This is a genomic window from Pseudomonas sp. S30_BP2TU TE3576 (assembly GCF_050436025.1).
GTDB lineage: Bacteria > Pseudomonadota > Gammaproteobacteria > Pseudomonadales > Pseudomonadaceae > Aquipseudomonas.
Genome location: NZ_JBNDLK010000001.1, coordinates 2,372,648 through 2,391,879, shown reverse-complemented (window position 1 = coordinate 2,391,879; position 19,232 = coordinate 2,372,648). Strand labels below are relative to the sequence as shown.

General features: G+C 57.4%; 15 protein-coding genes. 8 read left to right on the top strand and 7 right to left on the bottom strand.

Annotated features, from left to right (window positions below):
* Positions 1–19 precede the first annotated feature (19 nt).
* On the top strand, positions 20–442 hold the full coding sequence (locus tag ABIA48_RS10870; protein WP_429488564.1) for a hypothetical protein: 423 nt from the start codon (positions 20–22) through the stop codon (positions 440–442).
* 74 nt (positions 443–516) lie between these two features.
* On the opposite strand, the gene ABIA48_RS10865 is transcribed toward ABIA48_RS10870, so the two are convergent.
* Entirely contained in the window at positions 517–3,045 is a 2,529-nt protein-coding gene (locus ABIA48_RS10865) for a PepSY domain-containing protein (protein WP_429488562.1), read from the bottom strand.
* 234 nt (positions 3,046–3,279) lie between these two features.
* Positions 3,280–5,604, bottom strand: coding sequence for a TonB-dependent receptor (locus tag ABIA48_RS10860; protein ID WP_429488560.1), 2,325 nt, complete (start codon positions 5,602–5,604; stop codon positions 3,280–3,282).
* Between the two features lie 207 nt (positions 5,605–5,811).
* Here ABIA48_RS10860 and ABIA48_RS10855 point away from each other — a divergent pair, with 207 nt between their 5' ends.
* Positions 5,812–6,492, top strand: a complete 681-nt coding sequence (locus tag ABIA48_RS10855) for a Fe2+-dependent dioxygenase (protein WP_429488558.1) — start codon at positions 5,812–5,814, stop codon at positions 6,490–6,492.
* Positions 6,493–6,549: 57 nt separating this feature from the next.
* Complete coding sequence (locus ABIA48_RS10850) at positions 6,550–7,254, top strand: tetratricopeptide repeat protein (RefSeq protein WP_429492837.1); 705 nt, start codon at positions 6,550–6,552, stop codon at positions 7,252–7,254.
* A 154-nt stretch (positions 7,255–7,408) separates the two neighbouring features.
* Here the strand turns inward: ABIA48_RS10850 and ABIA48_RS10845 are convergent, their stop codons facing one another.
* The 5 genes from ABIA48_RS10845 to ABIA48_RS10825 all read right to left on the bottom strand — a co-directional run bounded on the left by ABIA48_RS10845 (position 7,409) and on the right by ABIA48_RS10825 (position 12,950).
* On the bottom strand, positions 7,409–8,572 hold the full coding sequence (locus ABIA48_RS10845) for a type III PLP-dependent enzyme (RefSeq protein WP_277534528.1): 1,164 nt from the start codon (positions 8,570–8,572) through the stop codon (positions 7,409–7,411).
* A gap of 927 nt (positions 8,573–9,499) precedes the next feature.
* The gene (locus ABIA48_RS10840) at positions 9,500–10,657 is read right to left on the bottom strand and encodes a betaine/proline/choline family ABC transporter ATP-binding protein (RefSeq protein WP_429488556.1); all 1,158 of its coding nucleotides are present in this window, start codon (positions 10,655–10,657) and stop codon (positions 9,500–9,502) included.
* Entirely contained in the window at positions 10,654–11,307 is a 654-nt protein-coding gene (locus tag ABIA48_RS10835; RefSeq protein ID WP_429488554.1) for an ABC transporter permease, read from the bottom strand. The genes ABIA48_RS10840 and ABIA48_RS10835 overlap by 4 nt, the downstream gene beginning before the upstream one ends.
* 12 nt (positions 11,308–11,319) lie before the next feature.
* Positions 11,320–12,213 (bottom strand): glycine betaine ABC transporter substrate-binding protein, encoded by an 894-nt coding sequence (locus ABIA48_RS10830; RefSeq protein WP_429488552.1) that lies wholly within the window; start codon positions 12,211–12,213, stop codon positions 11,320–11,322.
* A 20-nt stretch (positions 12,214–12,233) separates the two neighbouring features.
* Positions 12,234–12,950: an ABC transporter permease gene (locus ABIA48_RS10825; RefSeq protein ID WP_429488550.1), complete on the bottom strand. Its 717-nt coding sequence runs from the start codon at positions 12,948–12,950 to the stop codon at positions 12,234–12,236.
* A gap of 356 nt (positions 12,951–13,306) precedes the next feature.
* Between ABIA48_RS10825 and ABIA48_RS10820 the strand changes: the two genes are divergently transcribed.
* The 5 genes from ABIA48_RS10820 to ABIA48_RS10800 all read left to right on the top strand — a co-directional run bounded on the left by ABIA48_RS10820 (position 13,307) and on the right by ABIA48_RS10800 (position 19,190).
* Positions 13,307–14,890: a peptide chain release factor 3 gene (locus ABIA48_RS10820; protein ID WP_007981495.1), complete on the top strand. Its 1,584-nt coding sequence runs from the start codon at positions 13,307–13,309 to the stop codon at positions 14,888–14,890.
* A 239-nt stretch (positions 14,891–15,129) separates the two neighbouring features.
* Positions 15,130–16,518: a DUF6002 family protein gene (locus tag ABIA48_RS10815; protein WP_429488548.1), complete on the top strand. Its 1,389-nt coding sequence runs from the start codon at positions 15,130–15,132 to the stop codon at positions 16,516–16,518.
* On the top strand, positions 16,508–17,560 hold the full coding sequence (locus tag ABIA48_RS10810) for a hypothetical protein (RefSeq protein ID WP_429488546.1): 1,053 nt from the start codon (positions 16,508–16,510) through the stop codon (positions 17,558–17,560). Before ABIA48_RS10815 ends, ABIA48_RS10810 begins: the two co-directional genes overlap by 11 nt.
* The gene (locus tag ABIA48_RS10805) at positions 17,553–18,785 is read left to right on the top strand and encodes an MFS transporter (RefSeq protein WP_429492835.1); all 1,233 of its coding nucleotides are present in this window, start codon (positions 17,553–17,555) and stop codon (positions 18,783–18,785) included. Before ABIA48_RS10810 ends, ABIA48_RS10805 begins: the two co-directional genes overlap by 8 nt.
* A gap of 150 nt (positions 18,786–18,935) precedes the next feature.
* On the top strand, positions 18,936–19,190 hold the full coding sequence (locus ABIA48_RS10800) for a hypothetical protein (protein WP_429488544.1): 255 nt from the start codon (positions 18,936–18,938) through the stop codon (positions 19,188–19,190).
* Positions 19,191–19,232 lie beyond the last annotated feature (42 nt).

The following is a 19,232-nucleotide window of genomic DNA, read 5'->3' as shown; positions in this document are numbered from 1 at the left end:
ATTCAAGCGAGGAACGCTGATGAAACTCATTAATTGGCAATCAAAAACATCATGGAAGACAGTTGTGTGCGTGATCTTCTGTACACTTTTTCTTACTGCCTGCGCAGAGGCAAATGAAACCAATGCTGGTTTATGTAATGGCAATTGGGGGATGGTCGGTGGTTATTATTGCGACATAAGTAGCCCTGGAGGGCGACCAGTACTTTGTGTTTTTTTTGGTAGAGATAATGATCGAGATGGTAGATACCGAAGTGGTACCAGCGATCAATGTATCGTTGATGAGGGGGGCTTCCCCAGGGCCATAGACTGCAACTACATGTGCAGCCTGAATAACAATTGCTCTAACGTCCAATGCCCAGGCCGCGAACAACTTGAAGGGTTCGATGCATGGTTGAATAAACAAAATCAATCGGCAGGTGAAGATGAAATAAAGTCATCTTGAGTCTGCCGCTTGTCCAGGCATTAATATGATCGTTCCCATGTATGGGAACGATCTTTTATTGAACTTCAGCTTTATCAGTACACGTCCCGTCGATATCGACCTTGCTCAATCAAACGGTCAACCTCTTCAATGCCAAGCATTTCGTTAAGCACGTGGTCCACCCCTGAAGCCATTCCCTGCAGGCTGCCGCAGATGTAAATAACGGCGCCTTCGGCCAACCATTTCTTCAGCTCGTCGGCCGATTCACGCAGGCGATCCTGTACGTAGATCTTTTCAGCCTGGTCCCGGGAAAACGCTAGGTCGAGGCGCGCCAGATCACCATTGATCAGCCACTCCTCCAGCTCCTTTCGGCACAAGTAGTCGTGCTCGCGATTGCGCTCGCCAAACAGCAGCCAGTGACGTTGCTGGCCGTCGGCAATCCGTGCCTTGAGCAGGCTGCGCAACCCGGCAAGCCCGGTGCCATTGCCCAGCAGGATCATCGGCACCGGTTGGGCCGGCAGATGGAAACCACTGTTGCGCCGTACGCGCAGGCTGATGGAACTGCCCACTGGCGCGTGTTCGGTCAACCAGCCGGAGCCGACGCCAAGGTTGCCATCGGCATGCACTTCCTGGCGCACGATCAATTCCAGCACACCATCGGCCGGGATCGACGCAATGGAGTATTCGCGCATGGCCAATGGCACGAGGGCCTCTGCCAGCGCTTGCGCGTGCAGGCCGACCAGATGGGCGCGGTTCTCCGGCAACTGGCGGCTGGCCAGGGCCTGTTCGAGGGTTTCCTCCAGGCCGTTGAGCTGCACCTTGGTCTCACCGTGAATCCCCAGACCGTCGAGGAAATGCTCGATGGCCCACGGGCAATTGCGCGGCAGTACTTCCACCAGGTCGCCCGCCAGCCAACTGCTGGTGGTTGGAGCACTGAGGCCGAGCAAATACACAGGGGATCCGCTGCTGTCCGGGTTCAGCAGTTCACGACGGGCCAGGGTCCAGTTGTCGTAGCTGGGCGCTTGCCAGGTATCGACGGGTGCGTGGCCGGTCAGCAGGCCCAGTTGCTGTTGCCAGTGGCGCAAGGCGTAAGGGTCGCCGCTGTCGACTTCCACCGGCGCGAACAAGGTCTTGCCGCCGTGCTCACCGAGCCAGGTGTGCAGACGTTTGGCGAATCCGCAGAAGTGTTGATACTGCCGGTCACCGAGGCCGAGGACTGCGTAGTTCAGGCGTTCCAGGCTTGGCGTGCGGCCCAGCACCTTGCGTTCGAACCCCCTGGCGCTGTCCGGCGCTTCGCCGTCACCGAAGGTACTGACGACGAACAGTGCGTTGTTCGAGTCTCGCAAATCCTGCTCGCTGACGTCCGCCAACGGCTGCACTTTCACCGGCAGGCCCGCGGCCTGCAACTGCCCTGCGGTCTGCCAGGCCAGTTGCTCGGCGAACCCGCTCTGGCTGGCAAAACCGATCAGCCACGCCGGCGTATCGCTGGCGGTTTGCATGAGGTCCTTGCGGGCTGCCTTGACCTGGCGTTTTTTGCGACGACGATCCAGGTACAACAACCAGCCGGTGATGAAGAACAACGGCATGGTCAGCGCGGTGAGGGTCAGGATGATGCGCCCGACGATGCCGAAGTAACTGCCGACGTGCAGCGCATAAATGCTGGTCAGCAGTTGCGCCTTGAGGCTCTTGTCGCTGTAGCGGTCAACCCGTTTGACCACGCCGGTGGCCGGGTCGAGGGTGATCTGGTTCAGCGCACGATCGTGGGGTGAGGTTTTCAGCAGGAAGTAAACGGTCGCTGGTTGGCCGGCAACTGGCGGCATGCGCACGTTATAGGAACTGAGATGCGGACCGGCCGCGCTGTAGATGCTGCTCCACATCGCCACATAATCGGCCGTCGGTGCCGGACCGCTTGGCGCATGGGCGCGTGCGCCACGAACGCGTTCGTTCTGCGGTGAGTCGGAGAGCAACCGGGTAAGGCCCTTGTTGTACCACTCGTAGGACCAGGACAACCCGGTCAGCGCCGCCAGGAGGTAAAACACCAGGCACCAGGTACCGGCCACCGAGTGCAGGTCCCAGTTGAAGCTGCGGCCCTTTTTCTGCCAGTCCAGGGTCAGCCAGGCGCGCCAGCTTCTCCACTGGCGAGGCCAGCGCAGGTACAGGCCGGACAGACAGAAGAACACCAGCATCAATGTGCACGCGCCGGTGATCTGCCGACCCGTGTCGCCCATGGCGAGGAAGCGGTGCAGTTGCAGCATCAGGCCGAAAAAGTCCTGGCCGGTGGCGTCGCCGAGGAATTCGGCAGTGTACGGATCGAAGTAGCGCATCTCGCCACGGCGTTCACCCGGTGGCGGGGTGAACCACACTTTGGCGGCGTTGCCACTGTCGGTTTCCACCGTGAGCATCGAGACTTTTTTGCCCGACACGGCTTCGATGTGCTCCACCAGTTCGGCGGGCGGCAGCACACCGGCGACCTGTTTTTCGACCTGCAACACAGAAGGGTTGAGTGTGCTCAGGATTTCATCCTGAAACGACACCGTCGCCCCGGTGATGCCCATCAGGGCCAGGACCAGCCCGGCGCTGATGCCGAAAAACCAGTGCAACTGGAACAGGGTTTTCTTCAACACGTCGCTCGCCTTGTTCGTTCAAATTGATTCATCACGCCGCGCATTATGCCGTGGCGTTGTCGAGAAGCATTCTTTTTACGCACAAAGGCCCCGTTCAGTTGAACAGGGCCTGGTCTTTCGAGCGCATTCCCTGTGGGAGCGGGCTTGCTCGCGAAGGCGTCGTGTCAGTCAACGTCAATGTCTGCTGACGGACCGCTTTCGCGAGCAAGCCCGCTCCCACAGTTTCTACATCGATCAGAAGTGGAAGTTGGTGCTCAGCAAAGCGGTACGACCGGCCGCCTGGTTGGCGAAGTGAGTCGAGAACGCCTTGTCGTAGTAGGTTTCGTCGGTCAGGTTCTGCACGTTCAGTTGCAGGTCGACGTTCTTGCTCAGCTTGTAGGCCGCCATCGCGTCGTAACGAACGTAGGAATCAACCATGGTGGTGTTGGCGACGTTGCCGAATACGTCATCGACATAGAACGCACCGCCACCGATGGTCAGCCTTGGCGTGACCTGATAGGTCGTCCACAGGCTGGCGCTGTTTTTCGGCGTATTAGGCAGTTCGTTGCCGTTGTTGGCTTTGTTTGCCGGCAGGTCGCCGCCATCGATTTGCTCGCTGTCCATGTAGGCGTAACCGGCGAACACTTGCCATTTGTCGGTGAGCTTGCCGCTGGCCGACAGTTCGACACCTTGAACGCGGGTCTTGCCGACGTTTTCAAACGTGGTGGTGTTGGTTTGCACACGAGCGTTGTCTTTCTCGGTGCGGAAGATATCGGCGGTCACGGACAGACGATCGTTCAACAGGTCCCACTTGGTGCCGATTTCGTAGTTCCTGGTGGTTTCCGGCTCCATGTCGCTTTTCAACAGGTTGCCGTTGCGATCCGGCGTGCCACCCAACGGGTTGCCTTCCGAACCTTCGCCCAAGGTGTTGCCCGGTGGTGTGGCAGACGTCGCGTAGGACGCATAGATGCTGCCGTTTTCGGCTGGTTTGTACACCACGCCGAACTGACCGGTAACGAATTCGCTGGTGTCATCGCCCTTGGACGTGGTCACGCTGGAGCCGTTGAAGGTTTTGTAGCTAGTGTCGAAATGGTCGTAGCGCAGCCCCATGTTCACCAGCCACTGCTCGGACAACGTCAGGGTGTCGAACACGTACAGCGCGTAGGTGTCGGCCTTGGTGTCGGTGCCGGCGTAATTGCGCGAGATGGCGCCGTTCCACGGATCATTCGGATTCGGGTTGGACAGCGAGGTGCAGTTGTAACCGCTTGGCGCGCCAATCAGCGCCGGCGAGCAGTTGGTGGTCACCGCTGCCGTTCCCGGAGTGGTGTCCGTGTTGACGTTGTACGAAGATTTTTCACTTTCCTCGTGGGTGTATTCGACACCGGTGGAGAAGCTGTTCTTGAACCCGGCGATGTAGACATCACCAAACAGGTCGGTCTGGTTGGTGGTGGTCTCGGTGTTGCTCACGCGGGTGTTCGCCCGGCGCCAGACGCTACCGTTGTTGACGTTGCCTTTACTGTCGTCCGGCTGGGTCAGGATGTAATCCTGCATGCTGGTGCCGTGGCGCAGGGTGTTCTTGATGGTCAGCGCGTCGCTCAGGTCGTGTTCGATGGCGAAGGTCGCGGTGTCGGTGCGCCCCTTGCGGAAGTCGCGGTCGGTCAGACCATAGAAATTGCTGCTGTCGCCGCCGTCATTCGGCTTGTCCGGGTTGGCCTTGGTACGGGCAGTCGAGCCTCCGGTGGGGATGGAGTAAGGAATGCCCGAATCCGGCGTGTCGTTGTTTTCGAGGTGGTAGTAGTCGAGGTTGACGCGAGTATCGGTACCCAGGCCGAAAGCCAGGGAGGGGGCGATACCCCAGCGGTCGTAGTTGACGCTGTCACGCCCGGCGACGTTGCTCTCGTGGCTCAACAGGTTCAGACGGCCAGCGGCGGTGTCGGTGAACTGGTAGTTGCCATCGAAGGTGTAGCGCTGGGTCTGGTCGGAGCCCCAGGTGAAGCCACCATCGAGCGAATTGCCCAGGTGCGCTTTTTTGCTGACCAGGTTGATGCTGCCGCCCGCGGCGCCACGACCGCCGATGGCGGAGTTCGGGCCTTTGCTGACTTCGATCGATTCAACGGCGAAGATTTCGCGGCTCTGGGAACCGGTATCGCGCACGCCGTCCAGGTAGGTGTCGCCCTGGGCGTCGAAGCCGCGGATGAACGGACGGTCGCCTTGCGGGTTACCGCCTTCACCGGCACCGAAGGTGATGCCTGGAACAGTGCGCAGCGCGTCCTGCAGGTTGAGCGAACCGGTGTCTTTCAAGACTTGTTGCGGAACAACGGTCACCGAGCGCGGCGTGTCGATCAGCGGCGCGGTGTACTTGGGCGAGGAGGCTTTTTCTACGTTGTAGGTTGTCTCGTCCTGGGCTTCGCCGGTGATGGCGGTGGCGCCCAGCGAAATCACATTGTCCGGTGCTTTCCCGTCGGTTTTTTCCGCCGCGAAAACCATGTGGCCCGCAGAGCCGGCAGTAATCGCCATGCCGATGGCGGATGCGAGCAAACGTGGTGAACTGACCGGTACTTGTGGTTGTTGACGTGACATTTGAATTCCCCTCCCCAAGGATTTGAGGCGGCGGAATATAGGGTAAACACGTATCTGTATCAATTGCGAAATATTGCTATTTGCACTGAATTTACATTCTTTACAATTTACCCTTACGGTTTTTGCTGTCTCGTTCGTCTGTGGGGTTTTACACAGGCACTAAGAATCAATACCATTGACGCTCCTTTGTTTTCAGGTGTCTTTGCCATGCTGCTGCACATTCCAGGCCTGTTCGAAAAAGACGAGGTGCAGCGCATTCGCGAGGCCCTGGAACAGGCCGAATGGGCCGATGGCAAAGTCACCGCGGGTTACCAATCGGCAAAGGCCAAGCACAATTTACAGCTGCCGGAAGGCCACCCGCTGGCCAAGGAGATCGGCGCGGCGATGCTGGAACGGCTGTGGAAAAATCCTTTGTTCATGTCGGCAGCGTTACCGCACAAAGTCTTTCCTCCGCTGCTGAACTGTTACACCGCCGGCGGCAGTTTCGATTTTCATATCGACAACGCGGTGCGACAGCCCAAAGGCGGCATCGAGCGGGTGCGCACGGATTTGTCCGCCACGCTGTTCTTCAGCGAGCCCGAGGATTACGACGGCGGCGAGCTGGAAATCCAGGACACTTTCGGCACCCAGCGGGTGAGACTGCCCGCCGGCGACATGGTGCTGTACCCCGGCACCAGCCTGCACAAGGTCAACGCGGTGACGCGTGGAACACGACTCGCCTCGTTTTTCTGGACTCAAAGCCTGGTGCGCGAAGACAGCCAGCGCGCCCTGTTGTTCGAGATGGATGGGGCTATCCAGCAACTGACCCGCGATGTGCCTGATCATCCATCGCTGATCCGCCTGACCGGCACCTATCACAACCTGTTGCGTCGCTGGGTCGAGGTGTAAGTGGCGGATTTTCGTTTACGCCGCGAGGAAACGCTCGACGGTGAGCGCCTGCGCGCGATGCTTGACGAAAGTCCGGCCCGGGCGGCCCAGGCGATTCTGATCGCGGCCCGCGAAGACGTCCTTGATGCGCAGGCGTTGCTCGGGCAGATTTTGCTGGATGGGCAGGGCATTGCTCAGGATCGGCCGCTGGCGCTGCGTTGGTTCGACATCGCCGCGCGACGCGGGCATGTGATGGCGCGCAACATGCTCGGCCGTTGTCATGAGCATGGCTGGGGCTGTGCTGCCAATACATCGCTAGCGGCCAGGCATTACCGACTTGCCGCCACTGCAGGGCTGGATTGGGCGATGTACAACTACGCCAATCTGCTGGCGACCGGTCGCGGGGTGGTCGAGGATCAGCTTCAAGCACTGAGTCTCTATCGCCGTGCGGCTGAGTTGGGCCATGCAAAATCGATGAATCTGTTGGGACGGTATCTGGAAGAAGGGCGGGTCTGTCCGGTGGATCCGGCCGCGGCTCGCAGCTGGTATCGACGTTCGGCCGAGGGTGGGGATTTTCGCGGGCAGTTCAGCTTTGCGGCAGTCTTGACCGACGAAGGGAATATCGAGGATGCGCTGGTCTGGCTGCGCAAGGCGTTGGCCGGTGGCAACCTGAATTTTCTGCGAGTGGCGAGTCAGGCGCTGATGGGCGCGACCGATCCGAGGATTCAGGCGCTGGCCCACGAATTCCATCATCGAGTCGTCGAATTAACCCCAGTCTCTTAAGTCTTTGTGCGAGCCTGCTCGCGATGACGTCATGCATTCAACATCAATGTTGACTGAGCTATCGCCATCGCGAGCAAGCTCGCTCCCACAGGGGTTTGCGTAAACAAAAAAGCCCATGACGTGTCATGGGCTTTTTGATTTCTGCGTGATGTATTTACACGTAGAACGACTTCAGCGGCGGGAAGCCGTTGAATTCAACAGCGCTGTAGCTGGTGGTGTACGCACCGGTCGACAGCCAGTACAGGCGATCACCGATGGCCAGGTTCAGCGGCAGGCCGTACTTGTAGTTTTCGTACATGATGTCGGCGCTGTCGCAGGTCGGGCCGGCGATGACCACTTCTTCCATCTCGCCCTTCTTCTCGGTCCAGATCGGGAACTTGATGGCTTCGTCCATGGTTTCGATCAGGCCGGAGAACTTGCCCACATCCGTGTACACCCAGCGCTCTACCGCGGTGCGGGATTTGCGCGCGACCAGCACCACTTCGCTGACCAGGATGCCGGCGTTGGCGATCAGCGAACGGCCTGGCTCGAGGATGATTTCCGGCAAGTCATCACCGAAGTCTTCTTTCAGGAAGCGGATGATTTCTTCCGCGTAGGTTTCCAGGCTATTGGTGCGGGTGATGTAGTTGGCCGGGAAGCCGCCGCCCATGTTGATCAGCTTCAGGTGAATGCCGTCTTCTTCCTTCAGGCGTTCGAAGATCACTTTGACCTTGGCGATCGCTGCGTCCCAGACACTGATGTCGCGCTGCTGCGAGCCGACGTGGAACGAGATGCCGTAAGGCACCAGGCCCAGGTCGCGAGCGAGGATCAGCAGGTCCATGGCCATGTCGGTCTGGCAGCCGAATTTGCGCGACAACGGCCAGTCGGCGGTGGTCGAGCCTTCGGTCAGGATGCGTACGTAGACTTTTGCACCTGGGGCGGCCTTGGCGATGTTGCGCAGGTCGGCTTCGGAGTCGGTGGCGAACAGGCGCACGCCCTTCTCGTAGAAGTAGCGGATGTCCTTGGATTTCTTGATGGTGTTGCCGTAGCTGATGTGGTCGGCGCTGACGCCGCGACCGAGCACTTTGTCCAGCTCATAGATCGAGGCGATGTCGAAGCTCGAACCTTTCTCTTTAAGCAGGTCGATGATCTCGACGGCCGGGTTGGCCTTGACCGCGTAGTAGACCTTGGCGAATTCGAAACCGGCGCGCAGGTCGTCATAGGCCTGGGCGATCATCGCGGTGTCGATCACCACGAACGGGGTTTCCTGTTTGTCGGCGAACGCCTTCATTTTCTGAAAGGTTTCGCGCGCGAAATAGTCTTCGACCTGGATCGACATACCTGGGAGCTCCTAAAGGCAAACGTTGTTAATCAATGGGTGCGAGGGTGTGTCATCAATGAATTCGCGAGTGCGTTGTTGCCTGAGCGCGTGCCAGGCAAGGCGCAGGCCGCCGCTAATGGTCATTCCCTTCGCAAGGCCTGCAACGCAGCATGGCGCGCGCTCAGGCACAACCCGAAGGGCCGGGCCTGCTTTTGCGCAGGGCTGCGTTGCTCGTCCCTTATTTGGAACAACCAAACTGCGGTCCTCGCGCCTTACCCTGCGCAAAAGCAGGCTCCGGCGCACTCGTGAATTCATTGATGACACACCCTCCTGAACGTCCTCCGTATCCCCACTTTGGTTCGCCTACTTCCCAAGGCATGTCGCCGAAAGCAAAAAGGCCATGGGAAGTGGTGCTTTCCCTTGGCCTTGCTGTCTCGTCGTCAGTACTTGAGCCGGATGGATCGTTTCCAGCATGGACGTTCGGCGCGAACTTTAGGGCGTGAGGGGCTTGAGATCAACAAAAAATGTCGCGTTTTTGCACTCTTCTGACGCGCGTTGCGAGCATCACTCTTTGTAACCGACTCAGATGACAGTCGGATGTTCCCCAGGATTTGTGAAGTGTTAAAAATACCTGCACGTTCGCTGCTTTTGTGCGCTAAGTCACTGAAAAGTACAATGGCGACAACTTCGGCGACGTTGGCTGCGAATAAGTGATCTGAGGGGGGAATTGGTTATTTCAGAAGGTGTTTCTAGATAGCTTTTGCAGGCGATGCTGTTGATATTTTTTTCCGGCCTGCGAATTACAAGAAAATCGCACAGAACCTGTGGGAGCGAGCTTGCTCGCGATAGCGCAATGTCAGTCAACTACGATGTTGGCTGTGAAAATGCTATCGCGAGCAAGCTCGCTCCCACAGGTTTTGCATTTTTATCAAGCTATGTGAGCTGTCAGGCAACCACCGCCTCGGCAGGCGAGACGATATTGGTCTTCATCCCCCGCGAACGTCCGGAACTCAGGTAGGCCGCAATCGACTCCTGTGTCACCTCACCCAAAAACACCCGCTCGGCATCCATCACCGGCAACCACGCCCGATTGAACTCGTACATGCGCGACAGCAGGATGCGCAGATGTTCGTCGTACGCCGCCGTGGCATTGAACTCGCGTTGGTACTGCGCGCAGGTGCCGGCCTGGCGGTGCAGGTCGCGACGTCGTACGTAACCCAGGGCCTTGTTCTCGGCACAAGTGACCACCACGTAGCGCCGGTCATGCTCATCCATCAATTCCAGCGCTTCGGCCACCGGGGTTTGCGGGCTGACGGAGGGCGCGTTGTCCGCCGCGTCTTCGGCTTTTACCAACAGCAGGCGCTTGAGCGTGCTGTCCTGGCCGACGAAGTTGCTGACAAACTCGTCTGCCGGATGCGCGAGCAACGTGTCCGGGTGATCGATCTGCAACAGCTTGCCGGCACGGAAGATCGCGATCTTGTCGCCCAGCTTGATCGCCTCGTCGATGTCATGGCTGACCATGATCACGGTCTTGTTCAGCGCCCGCTGCATCTCGAAGAATTCGTTCTGGATCATCTCGCGGTTGATCGGATCGACGGCGCCGAACGGTTCGTCCATCAACAGCAACGGTGCATCTGCGGCCAGTGCGCGGATTACGCCGATCCGCTGCTGCTGACCACCGGACAACTCCCGCGGATAGCGATGCAGGTATTGCTTGGGTTCGAGCTTGATCATGTTCATCAACTCGCGGGCGCGGTCGTGGCATTTCTGTTTGTCCCAACCGAGCAGGCGCGGGACCACGGTGATGTTTTCCTCGATGGTCATATTCGGGAACAGGCCGATCTGCTGGATCACATACCCGATGTTGCGCCGCAGCGTCACAGCGTCGAGGTCGGTGGTGTCTTCGCCGTTGATCAGGATCTTGCCCGAAGTCGCTTTGATCAAGCGGTTGATCATTTTCAGCGTGGTGCTTTTGCCGCAACCCGAGGGCCCGAGGAACACACAGATTTCGCCTTCATTGACGGTCAGGCTCACCGAGTCCACGGCTTTCACATCTTTGCCGTTGCTTTGGAAGGTCTTGCTGAGGTTTTGAAGTTCGATCATTTCAGGAGTCCTTTTGGAGTCAACGAGCGTTGCAGCACTTGCAGAAAAAGGTCGGCGATGATCGCCAGCACACTGACCAGCACGGCGCCGACAATCAGCATCGACATGTCGCTGCGGCTGATGGAAGCGAGGATGAGTACGCCGAGGCCGCCGGCGCCGATGGTGGCGGCGATGGTCATCACGCCGATGTTCATGACCACGGCGGTGCGTACGCCGGCGAGGATCACCGGCACGGCGATGGGCAGTTCGACCAGGCGCAGGCGCTGGCCGAAAGTCATGCCGATGCCGCGCGCGGCTTCGCGGATGCCCGGTTCGACGCTGGTCAGCGCGAGGTAGGTGTTACGCATGACCGGCAGCAGCGAGTAGAGAAACACCGCGGTGATCGCCGGCATCGGCCCCAGGCCCTGGCCGAATGTCGAGTACACCGGCAGTAACAATCCGAACAGGGCAATCGACGGGATAGTCAGCAGCACCGTGGCGCTGGCCTGCAAGGGACCTGCGAGGGTCGGGAACCGCGTCATCAGAATACCCAGCGGCACGCCGACCAGAATCGCCAGGCTCACGGCAATGCCGACCAGGGTGATGTGTTGCCAGGTCAGGTGCAGCACTTGCGCCCAGTCGAGATGGGAAAAGGCGTTGAGAAAATTCATGTCGTCTCCTCCTCAGTTCACGGGATGCTGGCGCAGGAAATCTGCGGCAACGGATGCAGGGTTTTGATGATCGACATCAACCCGGGCGTTGAGCTGACGCATGGTTTGGTCATCGAACAGGTCGGCCAGCGGCTTGAGCTGGGCTGCCAGTTGCGGATGTGCATCGAGATACGCCTGACGCACAACCGGCGCGGCGGTGTAGTCGGGGAAGTAGTGTTTGTCGTCTTCCAGCAACTTGAGCTTGAACGCGCTCAAGCGTCCGTCAGTGGTATAGACCAGGCCGGCAAACACCTGGCCGTTGCGCAGGGCGGTGTAGACCAGACCGGCGTCCATCTGCCGGATGTTTTTACGGGTCAGGTCCATGCCGTAGCGCTCGACCATGCCGGCCAGGCCGTCGGAGCGGTTGGCAAACTCGGTGTCCAGCGCCACCAGCGGATTGTCCTTGGCCTCGGCGCGCAATGTGCGGTCGAGGTCACTGATGGTGCGGACTTGCGGGTACTCGGCGGCAATATTTGCCGGTAGCGCCAGCGCATAGGTGTTGCTGAATTTCGACGGCGAGAGCCAGGCCAGGCCTTTCTTCGCGTCCAGTTCAGTGACCCGTGCCAGTGACTGCTGGCTGTCGAGTTTCTCCGTCACATGGTTGTAGGACACCAGGGACACGCCGGTGTATTCCCAGACCATGTCCAGTTGGCCGCTTTCCTGGGCACTGCGGGCCAGGTTGCTACCCAGGCCGCCGGTGACCTGAGCGTCATAACCTTTGCTGCGCAGGTATTGAGCGGTGATTTCCGCGAGCAGGGTCTGTTCGGTGAACACCCGGGCGCCAATGCGGATAAGCGGTTTCTCCGTGGCGTGGGCAAATCCTGCGCACAGCAGAACGCAGCCTAGTAATAAGCTTGATGTTTTCATGACGATTCCTTTGCCGGGGCTTAAGACGGGCGCAAGCCGCGTTCGAGCCAGAGGCGGCTGGCGAGGGTCACCAGGCCGTCGAGCAGCAGGGCCAGCAACGCGGTACACGCCGCGCCGAGCAGCAACTGCGGCTGATTGTTCAGGGCAATGCCGGGGAATATCAGGCTGCCGAGACTGTTAGCGCCGATCAGGAACGCCAGCGGCGCCGTCCCGACGTTGATCGCCAACGCCACGCGCACACCACCGATGATGATCGGCACGGCGTTCGGCAGTTCGACTTTCCACAGCACCTGGCGCGGGGTCATGCCGATGCCGACCGCCGCTTCCTTCAGGGAACCCTGGACGTTTTTCAGGCCTTCGTAGGTGTTGCGCACGATGGGCAACAAGGAAGCGAGGAACAGGGCGAAGATGGCCGGGCCACTGCCGATGCCGAGGATGCCCAGCGCAATCGCGAGCACGGCCAGTGGTGGCACGGTGTTACCGATATTGAAGAACTGCATGAAGCGTTCGGCGCGGCCGGTCATGGACGGGCGGCTGAGGAGGATGCCGGCAGGAATGCCCACGACAAGGGCGGCCAGCATGGAAGCGAGGACGAGAATCAGATGAGCTTGCAGGTAAAACAACAAATCGTCGCGGTAATGTTCGATCGTGTTGATGCCGATCCAGTGGATCAGCAGGGCCAGAAGGGCGATTACCAGCGCGCCTCCTATCAGCCCTTTGCCATAGTGGATAGCCACAGGCGGACTCCTTTTTTCAGTCGGCGAACACTGGCAATGCCTTACGTGGCTGCCGAATAAATGTTCGCGAGAAGCAGCTCGTTCAGGCCGGCAATGCGGCGTGATAGCGAGCCATGAGCACAGCCTCGTCAGGCTGAATTGCAGGTGTTTCAGGCCCCCGACGAGTGGTCGTAACGGGGGAATGGACGTCTCGGTGCTTTAAAAGGTTCCCCAATCCAGCATTATTTGGCCACCTGTCGTCGCACCTCGACTCACGTCGCGGGCTCGGCAGCTGCTACGGGCGAACGGTGGTCCGGAGGTCGCGATTTGGGCTATACTCGCCGCCCTTTTTTGAATCACCTGCCAGGCGATTTCCCATGACCAAACAGGCCGCCGAAGTCGCGAAACGCCGCACTTTCGCCATTATTTCCCACCCCGATGCCGGTAAAACCACCATCACCGAGAAACTCTTGCTGATGGGCAAGGCCATTGCTATTGCCGGTACGGTGAAATCCCGAAAGTCCGACCGCCATGCCACCTCCGACTGGATGGAAATGGAAAAGCAGCGGGGTATTTCCATTACCACGTCGGTCATGCAGTTCCCGTATCGCGAGCACATGATCAACCTGCTCGACACCCCGGGCCACGAAGACTTCTCCGAAGATACCTACCGCACCCTGACGGCGGTGGACTCGGCCTTGATGGTTCTCGACGGCGGTAAAGGTGTAGAGCCACGGACCATCGCCCTGATGGACGTCTGCCGTCTGCGTGACACGCCGATCGTCAGCTTCATCAACAAACTCGACCGTGACATCCGCGACCCGATCGAACTGCTCGACGAAATCGAAGCCGTCCTGAAGATCAAGGCTGCGCCGATCACCTGGCCGATCGGTTGCTACCGTGACTTCAAAGGCGTGTATCACCTCGCCGATGACTACATCATCGTGTACACCGCCGGTCACGGCCATGAGCGCACCGAAACCAAGATCATCGAAAAGCTCGACTCCGACGAGGCGCGTGCGCACCTGGGTGACGAGTACGAGCGTTTCCTCGAACAGCTTGAGCTGGTGCAGGGCGCCTGCCACGAGTTCAACCAGCAGGAATTCCTCGACGGCCAGCTGACCCCGGTGTTCTTCGGTACGGCACTGGGTAACTTCGGTGTCGACCATGTCCTCGACGCCGTGGTCGACTGGGCGCCGCGTCCTCTGGCGCGCGTGGCCAACGAGCGCACCGTGGAGCCGGTGGAAGAGAAGTTCTCGGGCTTCATCTTCAAGATCCAGGCGAACATGGACCCGAAACACCGCGACCGCATCGCCTTCATGCGTATCTGCTCCGGCAAGTACGAAAAAGGCATGAAGATGCGCCACGTGCGCACCGGCAAGGACGTGCGGATCGGCGACGCGCTGACCTTCTTCTCCTCCGAGCGTGAGCAACTGGAAGAAGCGTTTGCCGGCGACATCATCGGCCTGCACAACCACGGCACCATCCAGATCGGCGACACCTTCAGCGAAGGCGAAGTCCTGGGCTTCACCGGCATCCCGCACTTCGCCCCGGAACTGTTCCGTCGCGTACGCTTGAAAGATCCGCTGAAATCCAAGCAACTGCGCCAGGGTCTGCAGCAACTGGCCGAAGAAGGCGCGACCCAGGTGTTCTTCCCGGAGCGCAGCAACGACATCATCCTCGGCGCCGTCGGCGTGCTGCAGTTCGATGTGGTCGCCAGCCGTTTGAAAGAGGAATACAAGGTCGAGTGCTCCTACGAGCCGATCACCGTTTATTCCGCACGCTGGATCGAATGCAGCGACAAGAAGAAGCTTGAGGAATTCTCCAACAAGGCTGTGGAAAACCTGGCACTGGACGGCGGCGGTCACCTGACTTACCTCGCGCCGACGCGGGTCAACCTGGCGCTGATGGAAGAGCGCTGGCCGGACGTGAAATTCCGTGCGACGCGTGAGCATCATTAAGCGCTGAGTTGCAAAATCAAAAAGCCCCGACGCGAATGCCTCGGGGCTTTTTGTTGCCTGTTTTGGTTCGAGTCGATCAGGGTGTCGGATGTTTCTGTAGGGGACTTTTCCGCTTTTTGTAGCTCGAATCTTGTTTTTATTTCTCCAGGCTTTTTCCCGCGACACGGCACTCATAGAGGTCTAGCGTTCACTGAACATTACGCAAGAAGTGACTTTCCACGTGCAGGAGCGCAAAACAAATGGATGTGATGAAAACCGACTCGAGTGCAACGGCGACACAACAACCTAAGCCACCGGTTTCTGTTCTCGAGCGTTACTACGATCTGATCGTCAACAGCACTTCCGATTTCGAAATCAGCAGCGACGGTGCTTTCGAACCTTCAATGAGGTTGCCTGTATTGGACTCCCGTATGCAGGCCTTTCTTTCCGTTGCCACTGCACAGTTTTTTGAGTTGGGTCGCTATCGAGGTGTACCGCTACGCTTGTTCGACCTGCGGCAAAACGTAAATACACAAACAACGAAAACCTTTGCTTCCACACTGATCGTTGCACGTGCCATTCGGCATATTCAGGAAACGGGTGACAGTATCTTGTTGTTTTCCCCTTCGTCCGGCAACAAGGCCATTGCATTACGTGATGCCGTTCTACGCGCGTTGAAAGCCAAACTGGTTCATCCCGAACAGTTGCGTATTGTCACGCTGACACCTGTGCAGACGATCGGGAAGTTGCGTAGGACCGAACTTTACGATGACCCTCGGCTGCGTGCTCTGAACCCGATATTTGTCCTTGATGCCGACTCGCCGGAAGCTGTGAAGGCTATTGGGCAGCAGTTCAAAGAGCTCTTCAATAACGAACCATTGGGTGATTCGAAGCTGTGGCATTCCCTGCGACTGGAAAACTATCGATTCTCTGACCAAGCCCGAGCTTTTTTTGATTTCGAGTATGGCGATGCTTGGGATACCGATCGCAAAACAGTACACGTGCATGCGGTGTCGAGCGCATATGGACTTCTGGGATATTGCTCTGGCGTGGACGTATTGAAACGTCTAAGAAAACAGGTTTCCACACCTTCGTTTCTATTGGTTCAACACTTGGCTACCAGTGACATGGTTCTGCATTTGCTCGATGGAAATTTCGAGGGCGCTTCTACTCCACTCTATACGCAGGCAGACGACGGACTGTGGATGCAATCGGCGTCTGCGCATTTTCCTGCTACGACTTGGAGTCCCGACGAGACTCTCGAATCTACTTTTTACACGCACTTACCGCCCACCGCTGTGGAAATGACTGAACATGTCCGGGCCAATGGAGGCTCTGGAATTGTCGTTTCGCTGTATGAGTGTATGCAACGCTACAGCGAATGCGTTCAGTTGCTCGCCAACACCGCTGTGAGATTGCCCAGCGACCCTCGCGACTTGAGGGAGTGGTCATTGGTGATGGCGATGACTGGTTGCTTGAATGCGATTGATCGACAGCTATTGGAGGGCGTGGACGGATACACCATTCATGCATCAGGCACCTATTGTCTTGGGGACTATGAGGTTGTGCCGTTTGATGGGCTGTCATTTATTACAAGTGCTGATGAGATGATTGAGACCCTTCGTAACGGAAATAACGATGAGCGCTGATTTTCGAATGAGTCAGAAAACAGTCTGTCACTTTCGTATTTACAGTGGGCGCTCCCGAGCCGGAACTCCGGCTCGTCTTACGTATTTCGGGGTGGAAGCAGGACTGCTTTACATTGCTCCTTTTGTAGCTCAATGCTTTTTCGAGCATTTTTCTGCAGATCAAGAAGGGACTATGGAGTGGGAGCAACTTGATGACTTTATAAAACAGAATCAAACCGACATGAGTTTGTTGATGGCTTCATTGGACATCATCCAGCAATGCCAGCAGCCCGGCGATGTTGTGGGGCTCAGCAGGGTTCACCAGCGAGTCGATGTTTCTGCTGGGTTGGAACATGTGCTGGGGCAACTGTCTCAACGAGAAAGCAAGCGTCGAACTCAATCGATCAAAGAGGGCTTCAAGTTCGATGTGTCATTTGAGGATGAAGACTTCTTCTCCTTTTATCGCTCCATGCATGCTCCGACAATGAGCGCTCGCTACGGGGCTTTTGCTCGAAGTGTGCAGGAGCAATCGGCATATCTGGATTTGTTCAAACGAGGAGTGTTATTTCGGATTCTTTTGAATGAGAAATGGGTAGCAGGGAGTGTTTCCCAGATTGATATGTCGACGCGCACATTGAATGCGCGATTGATCGGAGTGAAGGACGGCTCTGCGCTTTTTCGTGCAAATGGCGCGCAAAATTTTGTTTATCACGCGATCCTGGAATGGGCCTCCAATCAATCATCCATCGACTGTGTTGACTTCCAAGGTTGCGAACCATTTTTAAGCAAGGGAACTTTTCAATACAAAAAACGCTTCGGAGCGAAGGCCGTTGTTCCGAAGAATGATTTCGGTCAATGGCGGCTATTAATTCGAGTGCCGACGCTTTGTGCCTCAGTCCGGCAGTTTCTGGTCAATAACCCTCTGATAGGTCTGGATGCTGATGGACAGCTTCAAGCGCAGTATTTTTTCGATGCAGATCACGAGATTCGTTCGGATATTCCCTTCGCTTCAAAAGGCATTCACAGCCAAGTGAGCCACAATCTTGACCAATGGTATGACTAGTCGGCTCACCCGTCTGATTCGGTTAGATGGCTACTTCTGCTCAATGGCCTGGGTGCTTGCTGCGTTGATCTTTATCAGCCGGTTGAGCGCCATGGTCAAATTGTTCATGGCGTTGTACCTGCGTCAGGCGCTGGGGCTGCCGATTGAAACCGTCGGCTGGTTGCTTTCGGCATATGGAGCAGGGTTGCTGATTGGGTCATTGGGCGGTGGGCTGCTAAGTGATCATTTCTCCACGAAACGGCTTACGGCCTTACTGTTTTTTGTTTCGGCATGGATCCTGGTCTTGTTGGGGTTGGTCACAGACGTTTCGTTGCTGGCTGCATTACTGCTGTCCAGCGGTGTACTCGATGGTGCGATTCGTACGCTTCATCAGCGTTTGATCATGGAGTATTGCCAAGTTGCGCAGCGTGCCCGTGCGCAGTCATTGAATCGTGTTTCCAGCAACCTTGGTATGGCTATAGCCGGAGTATTGGGTGGCGTTCTGGCGGAGACTGATTTTCGCTGGGTGTTTTTTTTCAGTGCAGTCATGACGCTGCTAGCTTTAGTCTGGTTTGTCCGGGCGACAGTTCATCGAGAGGTTCTGAAATCGGATGAAGTCTCTGATACAGCTTCGCATTCCGGTGTCCCTTTTCGAGACAAGCCTTTCGTTTGGTTGCTAGTGGCTTCTGTGCTACTCGGTCTTGCCTTCGAACCGGTCTACAGCATGTTAGGTAACTATTTACTCGAGAGTTATAGACTGGGGCCCGAGGTCATCGGATGGCAATTTGCACTCAATGCACTGCTGGTAGTTTTGCTGCAAATTCCGTTATCTCACCTGAGTGAGTCATGGGGGGCGCGTCGGCAACTGCTGGCAGGTGCCTTGTTGCTGGCTTGTGGGCTGGGAATGTTGCCGTGGGGGAGCGGGATCCTTTATGTCAGCCTGTCGACCGTAGTCTGGACTCTTGGCGAAATCCTCTTTATGCCAACGTTAAATGTCATGGTTATGTACCGTGCAAAAGCGGGTAGAAGCGGACTTTACTTCGGGCTTTTTTCGATGTGCTGGAGTACGAGCGTGCTTCTTTCTCCGACAGTTGGCGGCCAACTGTACGGTCACTTTGGTGGGCATAGTGTCTGGATCGCAAGCGCAGTATTGGCATTAATATCCATGCCGCTGATTTACCTTGCGACATGTTCATGTGCCCACAAAGTGATAAATCACTCTTTGAAAAGTGAGGCAGCCACATAGTTGATCTGGTTATAGGCCTTATTCAAAAGCAATCTCTACATACGCGGCAATTCCGTGGCTTCGACAGCGTCCAATCTGGAGAACCCGGCTGATCGGAACTAGATTTCACTCAGCACCAGACAAGCACTCTACGAAAGGAAGGAATCGGCTATGAACAGGTTGTTTCGCGTTTTACTGCTGTTGAAGGTGTTGGTGATGCTCTCGCTCGGGACTTCGATGGCGTGGGCCGAGTGTATCGATCACGGGGAGCAGGCTTCGAGCGGGCAGGCGGGTTATGCAGAGTTGATGTTCGCCAAATCCGAATCGGAGCCAGGCGATCAGGGGCAGGGTGGCGCTGACAACGATGATGACTCGACCACCGACGAGCCGGACTCCGATGAAGAAGAAGGCGACAGCCAGACGTAAACAGCAGACAAAAGAAAACCCCCTCTACCAGACCGATGCGCA

Bases quoted from the DNA above. Each gene is read 5' to 3' on its own strand.
- ABIA48_RS10870 (WP_429488564.1), top strand. From the start codon at position 20: ATGAAACTCATTAATTGGCAATCAAAAACATCATGGAAGACAGTTGTG.
- ABIA48_RS10860 (WP_429488560.1), bottom strand. From the start codon at position 5,604: ATGTCACGTCAACAACCACAAGTACCGGTCAGTTCACCACGTTTGCTC.
- ABIA48_RS10855 (WP_429488558.1), top strand. From the start codon at position 5,812: ATGCTGCTGCACATTCCAGGCCTGTTCGAAAAAGACGAGGTGCAGCGC.
- ABIA48_RS10850 (WP_429492837.1), top strand. From the start codon at position 6,550: ATGCTTGACGAAAGTCCGGCCCGGGCGGCCCAGGCGATTCTGATCGCG.
- ABIA48_RS10845 (WP_277534528.1), bottom strand. From the start codon at position 8,572: ATGTCGATCCAGGTCGAAGACTATTTCGCGCGCGAAACCTTTCAGAAA.
- ABIA48_RS10840 (WP_429488556.1), bottom strand. From the start codon at position 10,657: ATGATCGAACTTCAAAACCTCAGCAAGACCTTCCAAAGCAACGGCAAA.
- ABIA48_RS10835 (WP_429488554.1), bottom strand. From the start codon at position 11,307: ATGAATTTTCTCAACGCCTTTTCCCATCTCGACTGGGCGCAAGTGCTG.
- ABIA48_RS10830 (WP_429488552.1), bottom strand. From the start codon at position 12,213: ATGAAAACATCAAGCTTATTACTAGGCTGCGTTCTGCTGTGCGCAGGA.
- ABIA48_RS10820 (WP_007981495.1), top strand. From the start codon at position 13,307: ATGACCAAACAGGCCGCCGAAGTCGCGAAACGCCGCACTTTCGCCATT.
- ABIA48_RS10815 (WP_429488548.1), top strand. From the start codon at position 15,130: ATGGATGTGATGAAAACCGACTCGAGTGCAACGGCGACACAACAACCT.
- ABIA48_RS10810 (WP_429488546.1), top strand. From the start codon at position 16,508: ATGAGCGCTGATTTTCGAATGAGTCAGAAAACAGTCTGTCACTTTCGT.
- ABIA48_RS10805 (WP_429492835.1), top strand. From the start codon at position 17,553: ATGACTAGTCGGCTCACCCGTCTGATTCGGTTAGATGGCTACTTCTGC.
- ABIA48_RS10800 (WP_429488544.1), top strand. From the start codon at position 18,936: ATGAACAGGTTGTTTCGCGTTTTACTGCTGTTGAAGGTGTTGGTGATG.